We start from the raw sequence: 12,451 nt of genomic DNA on the forward strand, positions 1-12,451 counted from the left end.
GTCGTGGCCCCCCCGGGGGGGGGGCCCACTCGCCCGGGCCGGGCCGCCCCCCCCCCCCCCCGGGGGGGGCCCGGGGGGGGGGGGGGCCCCCCCCCCCCCCGCCCCCCCCCCCCACGACGCCGCCCGACCTCGCGCACGTGCGGTCGTCGCGGTGGCGGTGCTGCTGCTGACCTGCGTCACCGGGGCGGTCCGCCCCGAGGCGCCGCGGGCGGAGGCCGCCGCGCCGGTGTCCGCCGAGGAATCGGCGTCGGCGAAGGCGCGCGCGACCGGCGAGCCGGTCGAGGTCGACGCCCTGGGCACGGAAAACGTGGAGGTGGTCGCCAACCCCGAGGGCGACTTCACCGCCACCGCCTACGACCAGCCGGTCCGGGCGCACACCGCGACCGGCTGGGCGCCGGTCGACACCACGCTGGTCACCCGCCCGGACGGGACGGTCGGGCCGAAGGTCGCGGCCGTGCCGGTCGCGTTCTCCGGCGGCGGCTCGGCGCCGCTGGCCAGGACCGGCGCGGGCGAGGAGGTCACCGGGCTGGACTGGGCGGCGCCGCTGCCGCCGCCGGTGCTCGACGGCCCCACCGCCACCTACCGCGACCTCCTGCCCGGCGTGGACCTGGCGCTGACCGCCACGTCCACCGGGTTCTCCGAATCGGTGGTCGTGCGCGACCCCGCGGCCGTGCGCGACCCGCGGCTGCGGGAGCTGAGGTTCGGCCTGCACGGCGACGGTGCGCCCGCCGCCACGGCGGTGGCCGCCGAGGAGATCACCCCCGAACCCGCGGCGGCCGGCGAGCAGGCCTGGAAGTCGGCCGGTGACACCACCGCGCCCGCGCGGTGGGACGTCACCGACGACGCCGTCACCCTGCGCCTGGACGAGGCGCAGCTGTCCGACCCGACCACGACCTACCCGCTGTCGGTGAACGGCCCGGACTGGGGCCGCAACCGGCATTGGGTGCTGTTGTCCCACAACCCCACCACCGGCGCGAAGGCGGCGTACTGGGACTCCTCGCACCTCCCGCGGGTGGGTCGCGCCCGTGGCGACGACACCCGCTGGCGGTCGTACTTCGAGATGGACAGCGCGTGGCTCGCGGGCAAGCGGGTCAAGACCGCGACGTTCCGGATCTTCGAGTGGTGGGCCGAGTCCTGCCAACCGCAGCCGGTGGAGCTGTGGCACATCGGCGCGATCAGCCCCACCACGACCTGGGGCGACGCGACCCCGTTCCACCGCAAGGCCGCCGAGGTGGCCTCCGCCCACGGCTACGACGCCGGGTGCGAGCACCAGCAGATCGGGTTCGACATCAAGGACCTGATGGCCGAGGCCGCGGAGAACCGGTGGCCCACCACCACGCTGGCGCTGAAGGCCCGCGAGGACGCGACCTCGTACGCCGCCAAGGAGTTCCTCAACCGACCGGTGCCCGAGCTGGGACTGGGGAGCGAGAGCAACCCGCTGCTGTCCATCGCCGCGACCTACAACACGGTGCCCGAGGCCGCGACCGACGTGACCGTGGCGAACCAGCCCTGCACGGGAGCCGACCCCGTCGTGGTGAACACGCCGACACCGGAGTTCGCCGCCACGGTCGCCGACGCGGACGCCGGGGCGGGCCAGCAGATCCGCGCGGTGTACCGGTGGTGGGAGGGCACCGGCGCCACGCCGTCGGACGCGGCGAGCGTGGCAGGCTCCTACAGCGGTCCGGGCCGGAGCAAGGCGGTGGTGCCACCGGAGAAGGCGTTGCGCCACGGCACGACCTACACCCTCGCCGCCGTGGCCGACGACAAGGTCGACAGCAGTGCCGGGCAGGCGTTGTGCCGGTTCACCGTGGACACCGCCAGACCCGGCGCGCCGCCCGCGGTCTCGTCGGCGCAGTTCCCGCCGAAGCCGGCGCCGGGCCCGCCCGTCTTCACCGCGGGACAGCTGACGTTCGACGCGGGAGGCGACCCGGACGTGGTCTCCTTCGAGTACGGCATCGGGTACATCTCGGCCGTGGAGAACCGCAAGGTCGACGCGGATGCCCCTGGTGGCCGCGCCACCGTCGCGTTCACCCCCGACATCCCGGCCACGTCGTCCTTCAGCTCCTACGTCGTCTCGGTGAAGAGCGTCGACCGGGCGGGCAACAGGTCCGCGAAGAGCACCACCTACCAGTTCATGGTCGGCATCGCCACCACGGCCGGCACCCCCTACGGGAACTGGAAGGCGGACTCGGTGTCCGGCGGCAAGCTGGTCGACACCAAGGAGCTGGCCGGGCAGCCGAGGTTCGACGCCACGATCTCCGGCGCCGTCACGTCGACCAAGGACCGCGCCAACAAGCTCGCCGGCGCGGTGCGCCTCGACGGCACGGCGGCCCACGCCGTGACCAGCGCCCCGGTGGCGCCGCGGACCCCTGAGGGCACGTTCGGCAGCTTCACGGCCGCGGCCTGGGTGAAGCTGGACCGGCCGTCGGAGTGGGCGGCGGTGATCAGCCAGGACGGCGACCTCCAGAGCGGGTTCGCGCTGAAGTACAACTCCTACCCGCGGTCGTGGCAGTTCGAGATGGACGGTTCGGACACCGCCGAGCGGGCACCGGTGAGCGCCACGTCGATCGCCTCGCCGCAATTGGGGGTGTGGACGCACCTGGCGGGTGTCTACGACCACGCCGCGGGCACGGTCTCCCTCTACGTCAACGGGCAGCTCGCCGCGCGGACCGGGTTCCGCAGCACGTGGTACGCCTCCGGGCCCACCGCGCTCGGCCGGGCCCGCTACGGCGGCCAGGCGGAGGACTTCTGGCCGGGCGACCTGGACGAGCTGCAGCTGCTGCCGTGGGCCGCGTCGGAGTTCGAGGTGCGGCAGCGGATGGCGGGCCCGGCGCTGGGGTCGACCGCGAAGTGGGCGCTGGACGAGGGCGCCGGCCCGACCGCCACCGATCGCGACAGCGGCCACGTGCTGGCGTTGCAGGGCGGCACGTCGTGGGCGCCGGACCGGACCGGCAAGTCCTCGCTGCGCTTCGACGGGCGCGACGGGCACGCCCACGCGGGCGGTCCGGTGGCCGCGCGGTCGCCGGAGGGCGCGTTCGACAGCTTCACCGCCTCCGCGTGGGTCAAGCTGGACGACCCGACCGACTGGGCGTGGGCGGTCAGCCAGGACGGGGTGCGCGACAGCGGTTTCGTCCTGGGCTACTCGCACTACCCGCGCGGCTGGGGCTTCGGCATGAGCGCCGTCGACGCGGACGGCAGCGGGGGCGACGGCTACGTGATCGCACCGGCGGCGCCGCAGCTCGGCGTGTGGACCCACCTCACCGGCGTCTACGACCACGCCGCGGGCACGCTCACGCTGTACGTCAACGGCAGGCAGGCGGCGTCCAAGCCGCACCGCAGCACCTGGTACGCCGGTGGCGCGCTGCAAGTGGGGCGCGCGAAGAACGACGGCTGGCACACCGACTTCTGGCCGGGGCAGGTCGACGACGTCCGGATCGTGCCCGGCGCCTTGGCCGCGGGCGAGGTCAGGGCCTTGGCGCAAGCGCCGGAGCGGATCGACCAGGGCGGCAAGTGGGCCCTCGACGACAGCACGGCCGACGCGACCGGCCACGGTCACACCCTCGCGCTGTGGCCCGGCGCGTCCTGGGCCTCCGGCCGGAAGGAGGGCAGCGGCGGGCTGCGCTTCGACGGCACGTCCGGGCACGCCTACACGGCCGGACCCGTGATCGGCACGGACGCGAGCTTCACCGCGTCCGCCTGGGTGAAGCTGGACGCACTCGACCGCCACCAGACCGTGATCAGCCAGGACGGCGCGAACGGCAGCGGCTTCCGCCTGCACTACGACAAGGACGCCAGGGCCTGGGCGTTCACGGTCGCGGGCGACACCGCGACGGGCGGCACGGTGCCCGACGGCGCGGTCCTGGCCACGACCACGCCCAGGCTGGGGGAGTGGACGCACGTCGCGGGCGTCCACAACGCCGTCGACGACCAGCTCCAGATCTTCGTCAACGGCAGGCTCCAGCGCACCGCGCCCCACGTCGGGGGCGTCCGCTCTGACCGGGGCCTGGTGGTCGGCCGGGCGCAGGGCGCGGCCGGGTCGATCGACCACCTGTCGGGCACGGTCGACGACGTGGAGGTGAGCGCCGCGGCGGCGAAGCCGACGCAGGTGTTCGGGCTCAGCGGCCTCGGCGTGCCGGTCGCGTACAACAACTCGCCCAAGCCCGTGGCGGACCTGGCGACGGCGGAGAGCGTCGTCACCGTCATCGGCCTGACGCCGGACATGGCGAGCACGCTGGAGGTGTCGGTCAAGCTCAAGCACACCTACCTCGGCGACCTCGTGCTGCGCCTGATCTCCCCGGACGGCACCGAGTACCTGCTCGAAGACCTGACCGGCACCGGCGACGTGGACGACTTCGACAAGAGGTACCCGTTCAACGCCTCCGGCGAGATGGTCAACGGCGACTGGAAGCTGCGGGTCGAGGACAAGGTCCTCGGTGACACCGGCTCGATCACCAGCTGGGGCTTGAGCGCGCCCGTGAGCGACGCCCCCGCCCACTCCGCGCCGTGGCGGCGGATCAACGGCGCCGGGTTCACGGTCGGCGGCAACACCACGACCGAGCGCTCGGTGACCGTGTCCGACATCCCCGGCAAGGCGCCGACCAACCTGAACGTCACCATCGACAAGACCTACTCCTCGGCGGCGGACACCAAGCTCAGCCTGATCTCGCCGGACGGCAAGGAGCACGTGCTGCACGACCCGGCGGCGCCCGCGCCACCCGCGTCCGCCAACCCGTGCGGTCCGGCCGTCGACCCGTACGGCCTCAAGAGCCACTACGTGGTGAACGTGATGAGCGCGCCCGCGAACGGCGTGTGGAAACTGCGGTTCAAGCACACCAGCGCCACCGGCGCGCCCACGGTCACCGCGTGGCAGCTGTGGTCGCCGATCAACTTCGTGGCCTCGACCGCCGCGCCGAACACGAAGTTCGCCAACGCCACGGACACGCCGATCGAGAACTGGCAGACGACCAGCTCGGCCTACGCCTGCGGCCTGCCCGGCACGGCCGCCAACGACGTGCGCGTCGCCGTCGACGTCCGACACCCCGACCGGGGCGACCTGGAGCTGGAACTCGTCGCGCCGGACGGCGCGGCGACCTACCTGCTGGAGGACTTCGCCGACGACGACACCGGCGACAACGTGCTCAAGACCTACACCGTGGCGGGTTCCGCGCAGCTGCCCATCGGGCACTGGACCCTGCGGATCACCGACAACCGCAACGACTGGGTCGCCCACCTCAACGAGTGGAGCGTCCAGGTGCTGCCCAGCGCGCAGTCGACGCTGCCCGCCGGGTGGAAGGCGGAGAACACCGCGGACGTGCCGATCACCGACGACGGCTGGACCGAGTCGCCGGTCACCGTCACCGGGTTGACCGGCATGGCGCCCGCGGTGTGGCGGGTGGACGTCGCGATCAGGCACACGCACCGCGGCGACCTGGCGCTGTACCTGGAAGCGCCGGACGGCACCGGGTACCTGCTGGAGGACCTCACCACCACCGAGGACGCCGACGACCACGCCAAGACCTACCACGCCAACGCCCACGGCGAGATCGCGAACGGGGTGTGGAAGCTCAGGGTCCGCGACGCCGTGTGGGGCGACACCGGGTTCATCGACTCGTGGAGCCTGTCCTCGCCCTCGTTCGGCGGCGCGAACACCGACGTGCGGGTGCCGGTGGCCGACCTCCAGACCGCGGAGAGCCCGCTGACCGTGACCGGCGTGACCGGCGCCGTGCCCAACGGCGTGCACGTCCGCGCGGGCATCACGCACGCCAAGCCCGAGCAGCTGGTCGTCACGCTGGTCGCGCCGGACGGGACGACGACGTTCCCGCTGCACGACCGCAAACCGGTGCTGCCCAAGGCGTTCCGGCTCGACGCCTCGGCCGTCGCGTTCGCCGGCACGTGGAAGCTGCGCGTGCAGGACGCGGTGACCGGCGAGGCGGGGTCGATCGACTCGTGGGGCCTCGTGCTGGCCCCCGCGGTGGCGTGGCCGGACCAGCGCGGGTCGGCGTTCAAGGTCGACGGCACCGCTACGGGCGCGACCGCCACCGGGTCCAAGCGGGTGACCGGGATACCGGGCAACGCCCCGCTCGACCTGCGGTTGACGTTGGACACGTCGTACTACTGGGTCAGTGAGCTGAAGGTCGCGCTGGTCGCCCCGGACGGCACGTCGTACACGGTGCACGATCGGGGTGCGACGTTGGCGCGGACGTTCACCGTGGACGCCTCGGCGGAGGTGGCCAACGGTGTGTGGAAGTTGTCGGTGCAGCGCAACAGTTCCAGTGGGACCGTGGACATCACCGGGTGGAGCCTGTGGTCCTCGGTCAACCAGCAGGCCACCGCGCCGGGGCCGAGGACGAAGTTCGCCAACGGCGACGACAAGGCCGTTGTCGACGATGGCTGGTCGTCGACCAGCGGTTACACCGAGGTGTCCGGCATCGTCGGCGCCGCCGCGAACGACGTGCGGGTGGCCGTGGACGTCAAGCACCCCAACCGCGGCGACCTGAAGCTCCAACTGCGCTCACCCGGATCGGCGGCGACCTACCTGCTGGAGGACGTGCCCGACCAGGACACCGGCGACGACGTGTTCGCCACCTACACCGTGCCGGGCGTCGCGCAGATCGCCAACGGCTCGTGGGAACTCATCGTCACCGACACCAGAACCGGCAACACCGGGACCATCGACGGCTGGAGCCTCCAGGTGCTGCCCAGCCCTCAGGTCGTGCTGCCCGCGGACTGGCGCGTCGAGAACGGCACGGACACCCCGATCGCCGACTACGCCACCGTCGAGTCGCCGATCACCGTGACCGGGCTGACCGGGATGGCGCCGAAGGACTGGCGGGTCGCCGTGGCGCTGAGCCACACCTACCGCGGCGACCTGGCGCTGCACCTCGTCGCGCCGGACGGCACGGCCTACCCGCTGGAGGACTTCACCGGCACGGGCGACGCGGAAGCGCTCGTCAAGATCTACACGGTCAACGCCTCCGGCGAAGCCGCCAACGGCACGTGGAAGCTGCGGGTCCGGGACGGTGTGTGGGGCGACACCGGCCACGTCGACTCCTGGAGCCTGGCCGCCGCGCCCACCGGCACACCCGTCCCGGCCGTGGCGTGGCCCAAGGTGTCCGGCGCCCCGTTCAAGGTCGACGGCACCACCACGGGCGCGACCGCCACCGGGTCGGTCCGGGTGGCGGGAATACCGGGCAACGCCCCGTCCGACCTGCGGTTGACGTTGGACACGTCGTACTACTGGGTGAGTGAGCTGAAGGTCGCGTTGGTCGCTCCGGACGGCACGTCGTATGCGGTGCACGATCGGGGTTCGAGTTTGGCGCGGTCGTTCACGGTGGACGCCTCGGCGGAGGTGGCCAACGGTGTGTGGAAGTTGTCGGTGCAGCGCAACAGCTCCAGCGGGACGGTGGACATCACCGGGTGGAGCCTGTGGTCGCCGGTGAACCAGGTGCCGACCGCGCCGGGCCCGCAGACGAAGTTCGCCAACGGCGCCGACGTGGCGTTGCAGGACGACGGCTGGACCGCGACGGAGAGCTACGTCCAGGTCGCCGGCGTCCCCGGCACCGCGCCGGCGAACCTGCGCGTCTCGGTCGACGTCAAGCACCCCAACCGCGGCGACCTCGTGCTGCACCTCGTCGCCCCGGACGGCACCGCCTACCTGCTCGAGGACTTCGTCAACGCCGACACCGGCGACAACGTGTTCAAGAACTACGTGGTCAACGGCTCGGCCGAGGCCGCCAACGGCTCCTGGCGGCTGCGCGTGCTCGACGGCGTGCCCGGCAACGCGGGCACGATCGACGGCTGGAGCCTGCACCTGGCCGGCCTGCGGGCCGTGGCGCCGGGCACGCGGTTCGAGAACACCGCCGACGTGCCGGTGCCGGACAACGGCACGGCGGAGTCGACGGTGTCGATCGCGGGCATCACCGGCTCGGTGCCGTCGGGGCTGCGGGTGGGGGTGGTGGTCCGGCACGCCCAGCAGGGCGACCTGAAGCTGGACTTGGTGGCGCCCGACGGCACGGTGTACCCGCTCGAAGACCTCACCGGCGCGGGCGACGCCGACGACGTGGTCGAGGACTACGGCGTCAACGCCTCGGCCGAACCGGCCAACGGCACGTGGCGGCTGCGCGTGGCCGACACCGCGCTGGGCGACGTCGGGGTGATCGACTCGTGGAGCCTCACGTTCCCCGCGCCGACCAAGTACCACAACCCCGGCGACGTCGCGATCGCCGACAACGGCTCACCGGCCACGAGCGTGATCGCCGTCGAGGGCCGGACCGGCAACGCCCCCACGACCCTGCGCGTCGTGGTGAACGTCAAGCACCCCAACCGGGGCGACCTCACCCTGGACCTGGTCGCGCCGGACGGCACCGCCTACCCGTTGGAGGACGTGCCCGACGGCGACACCGGCGACGACGTGCGGCAGACGTACTGGGTGGACGCCTCGGCCGAGCCCGCCGACGGCGCGTGGGCGTTGCGGGTTCGGGACGTGGTGACCGGCCACAGCGGCGGCCTGATCGACGCCTGGAGCCTCCAGTTCGGTGCGGAGTGATCCGCTAGCTGTTCCGTCCGGCGCGCTGAACCCCATGGTGCAATGTCACTGCCGCGAAGAGAGGTGAACCCGAGCCCGAAACCTGTGACCCTTCCCAACTCCGCGCACCATGTGACATGGTACTGGCGTGTCCACTCCTCTTCGGGCAGTCGTGGTGGGTGCGGGCATCATCGGCGCGGCGATCGCCCGGGCACTGGCCCGCGAGGACTGCGCGGTCACCGTCGTCGACCGCGGTGCCGGCGCGGGCGGCACGTCCGCCAGTGGCGAGGGGAACCTCCTCGTCTCCGACAAGGAACCCGGTCCCGAGCTCCGGCTCGCGCAGCGCTCGCTCACGTCCTGGCTGGGCGTCGAGGACGAGTTGCGCGACGAGCTGCCACCCGGCTTCCCCGGCCTGGAGCTGGAGCGCAAGGGCGGCCTCGTCGTCGCCACCACCGAGGCGGGCGCGGTGGCGCTCCGGGATTTCGCCGACGCCCAGCGCGCCGCCGGGGTCCGGGCCGAGGAGCTCGGCGACGACCGCGTCCGCGACCTCGAACCCGACCTCACCCCGAACCGCACCGCCGCGGTGCTCTACCCCGAGGACATGCAGGTGCAGCCCGTCGTCGCCACCGAAGCGCTGCTCGCCGCCGCCCGCCGCCAAGGCGCCCGGGTGCTCCAGGGCATCGAGGTCACCGGGCCGGTGCTCGACCGGGGCAGGCTCGTCGGGGTCGACACCGCGGACGGCGTGCTGACCGCCGACGCGGTCGTGCTCGCCGCCGGTCCCTGGTCCGGCGCGGTCGCCGAGCGGCTCGGGGTCGTGCTGCCGGTCGCGCCCCGACGTGGCACGGTGCTGGTCACCTCTCGGATGCCCCAACGCGTGTGGCACAAGGTCTACGACGCCGACTACGTGGGCGCGGTCGGCTCCGGCGCGGCCGACCTCCAGGTCTCCGGCGTGGTCGAGTCGACCGCGGCGGGCACCGTCCTCATCGGCTCCTCCCGCGAGCGGCGCGGGTTCGACGAGCGGATCGAGTCCCGGGTGCTCTCCGCGCTCGCCGCCAAGGCGCTGCTGCTGTTCCCGTTCCTGGCCGACGTCCAGGTCATGCGCGCCTACGGCGGCTTCCGCCCGTTCGTGCCCGACCACCTGCCCGTGATCGGCCCCGACCACCGGCTGCCCGGCCTGTGGCACGCCACCGGCCACGAGGGTGCGGGCATCGGCCTGAGCCTGGCCACCGCCGAGCTCCTCCGCGACCAGGTCCTGCGCGGCGGGCACGGCGACGACCCGCTGGCCGCCGAGTTCCGCCTGGACCGCCCGACCCTGCTCCCACACCTCGGAAGGGTCGCCTGATGACGCGGATCCGCATCGAGGTCGACGGCGCCCTGGTCGAGGGCGTGGCGGGGCAGAGCATCGCCGCGCTCCTGCTCGCCACCGGCCGCACGTCCTGGCGCCGCACCCGCGCGGGCCGTCCGCGTGGCGTGTTCTGCGGCATCGGCACGTGCTTCGACTGTGTGGTCACTGTCAACGGCCTGCGCGACGTGCGGGCTTGTCAGCGCCGTGCCGCTGATGGCGACCGGGTCGAGGTGCAGGAGGACGACCGTGCCTGACGTCGTCGTGGTCGGGGGCGGACCCGCGGGGATGGCCACCGCGCTCGCCGCCCGCCGCACCGGCGCGCAGCGGGTCGTCCTCATCGAAGCGGGCGACGACGTCGGCGGCCAGTACTGGCGGCACCTGCCCGCCCGGCGCTCCGACCCCGACGAGGGGGAGTGGCACCACGGCTGGCGCCGCTTCCTCGACCTGCGCGCCGCCCTGCTGCGCGACCCCGGCTGCGAGGTCGTCACGAACGCCCACGTGTGGTCCGTCGACCGCCGCGACGGCAGGCCCCCGCTCGTGCACGCCCTCGTCGGCGAGGCCGACGGGCAGAGCCGCGCGGCGCGCACCTTCGACCCGGGCGCGCTCGTCCTCGCCACCGGCGCGCACGAGCGCACCCTGCCGTTCCCCGGCTGGGACCTGCCCGGTGTCTACACCGCGGGCGCCGCGCAGGCGTTGGCCAAGGGCGAGCGGGTGGCGGTCGGCCGTCGGGTCCTCGTCGCGGGCTCCGGCCCGTTCCTGCTGCCCGCCGTGGCCGGCCTGATCCGCGTGGGCGCGCAGGTCGTCGGCGTGGTCGAGGCATCCGGCCCCGCGCGGCTCGCGAAGGGCTGGGGCGCCAAGCCGTGGCGACTGACGGCCACCGGCGGCAAGGCCGTCGAGCTGGCGGGCTACCTGCGGGTCCTCGCCGCCCACCGCGTCCCCTGCCGGCTGGGCGCGGGCGTCGTCGCCGCCCACGGCGCCGACCGGGTCGAGTCCGTCACCGTCGCGCGGCTGACCCCCGACTGGTCGCCGGTCCCCGGCACCGGGCGACGCGTCGAGGTCGACGCCGTCTGCGTCAGCCACGGCTTCGTCCCGCGCGCCGAACTCGCCATCGCGGCCGGCTGCGCGCTCGGCGGGGGCGGCGCCGTCGAGGTCGACGACCGGCAGCGCACGTCCGTGCCCGGCGTCCTCACCGCGGGTGAGCTGACCGGCATCGGCGGTGCCGACCTCGCGCTCGCCGAGGGCCTGGTCGCCGGTGCCGTCGCCGCCGGGGGAGAGCCCGCGCCCGCCGCCCTGCGCCGCCGCACGGTCCTCCGCGGGTTCGCCACCCGGATCGACGCCGCCCACGCCGTCCGGCCGGGCTGGCGGTCCTGGGTGGACGACGCCACCGTGGTCTGCCGCTGCGAGGACGTCACCGCCGGAGCCCTGCGCCGGGCGGCCGAGACGACCGGCTCCAGGGGACTGCGCTCGCTCAAGCTCACCACCCGCGCGGGCCTCGGCCTGTGCCAGGGCCGCACCTGCGGCCCGGCGGTCGAGGACCTGCTCACCGGCGTGCTCGACCCCGGCCGCACCGCCCACCGCCCCGTCGCCGTGCCGCTGCGCCTCGGTGAGCTCGCCGACCACGGCCGCACCAGCAACCGAGAGGACGTCCCATGAGTTCCGGACCGGCTTCCCTGCGCGGGGTCATCGTCGCCACCGCCCTGCCGTTCAAGGAGGACCCCTCCGCGCCCGCCGGTCTGGCGGTCGACTACGACCGCTACGCCGAGCACTGCGACTGGCTGATGGCCAACGGGTGCCACGGCGTCGGCCCCAACGGCTCGCTCGGCGAGTACTCCGCGCTGACCGACGCCGAGCGCCGCCAGGTCGTCCGGGTCGCGGTCGAGGTGGTCGGCGACCGGGGCGTCGTCGTGGCGGGCGTGCACGGCCCCGGCTGGCACCAGGCCAGGCACTGGGCGGAGCTGGCCGCCGAGGACGGCGCGCACGGCGTGCTCGCCCTGCCGCCCACCATGTACCGGGCCGGCCGCGAGCAGGTGGTCGAGCACTACACCAGGATCGACGAGGTCGGCCTGCCGATCATGGTCTACAACAACCCGATCGACACCAGGGTCGACCTCGTGCCCGACTTGGTCGCCGAGCTCGCCGAGCTGCCCAACGTGTCCGCCATCAAGGAGTTCAGCGGCGACGTGCGCAGGCTCTTCGAGATCGCCGAGCTGTGCGACATCGACGTGGTCGTGGGCGCCGACGACGTGCTCTTCGAGCTGATGGCCGACGGCGCGGTCGGCTGGTTCGCGGGCTTCCCCAACGCCCTGCCCACTGAATCGGTCGCCCTCTACGAGCACCTGCTCGCGGGTCGCCTCACCGAGGCCAGGGAGCTGTACAAGCACGTGGTCGCGCTGTTCCGCTGGGACTCGCGCACCGAGTTCGTGCAGGCCATCAAGCTCGGCATGGACGAGGTCGGCCGCTACGGCGGACCGTGTCGCCCACCGCGCGGACCCCTCACCGCCGAGCACGCCGCGAGGGTGCGCGCGGACGTGCACCGGGCGGTCGCCGGCATCGAGGGGTTGCGCGTGGCGGGGGTGGCCTGA

5 protein-coding genes are annotated in these 12,451 nt (G+C 73.9%); all 5 read left to right on the plus strand.

The window, feature by feature from the left end; translation table 11 throughout:
• The first annotated feature begins 151 nt into the window (after positions 1-151).
• The 5 genes from LNK82_RS02265 (at position 152) to LNK82_RS02285 (ending at position 12,451) form a co-directional block, all read left to right on the plus strand.
• Positions 152-8,545: a proprotein convertase P-domain-containing protein gene (locus LNK82_RS02265; protein ID WP_230565208.1), complete on the plus strand. Its 8,394-nt coding sequence runs from the start codon at positions 152-154 to the stop codon at positions 8,543-8,545.
• Positions 8,546-8,672: 127 nt separating this feature from the next.
• Positions 8,673-9,866: an NAD(P)/FAD-dependent oxidoreductase gene (locus LNK82_RS02270; protein WP_230565209.1), complete on the plus strand. Its 1,194-nt coding sequence runs from the start codon at positions 8,673-8,675 to the stop codon at positions 9,864-9,866.
• Positions 9,866-10,123, plus strand: coding sequence for a (2Fe-2S)-binding protein (locus LNK82_RS02275; RefSeq protein ID WP_230565210.1), 258 nt, complete (start codon positions 9,866-9,868; stop codon positions 10,121-10,123). The genes LNK82_RS02270 and LNK82_RS02275 overlap by 1 nt, the downstream gene beginning before the upstream one ends.
• Positions 10,116-11,522 carry an NAD(P)/FAD-dependent oxidoreductase gene (locus LNK82_RS02280; protein ID WP_230565211.1) on the plus strand — a complete coding sequence of 469 codons (1,407 nt, stop codon included), beginning with the start codon at positions 10,116-10,118 and terminating at the stop codon, positions 11,520-11,522. The genes LNK82_RS02275 and LNK82_RS02280 overlap by 8 nt, the downstream gene beginning before the upstream one ends.
• Positions 11,519-12,451, plus strand: a complete 933-nt coding sequence (locus LNK82_RS02285) for a dihydrodipicolinate synthase family protein (RefSeq protein WP_230565212.1) — start codon at positions 11,519-11,521, stop codon at positions 12,449-12,451. Before LNK82_RS02280 ends, LNK82_RS02285 begins: the two co-directional genes overlap by 4 nt.

This window comes from Saccharothrix luteola, from assembly GCF_020859565.1.
GTDB lineage: Bacteria > Actinomycetota > Actinomycetes > Mycobacteriales > Pseudonocardiaceae > Actinosynnema > Actinosynnema luteola.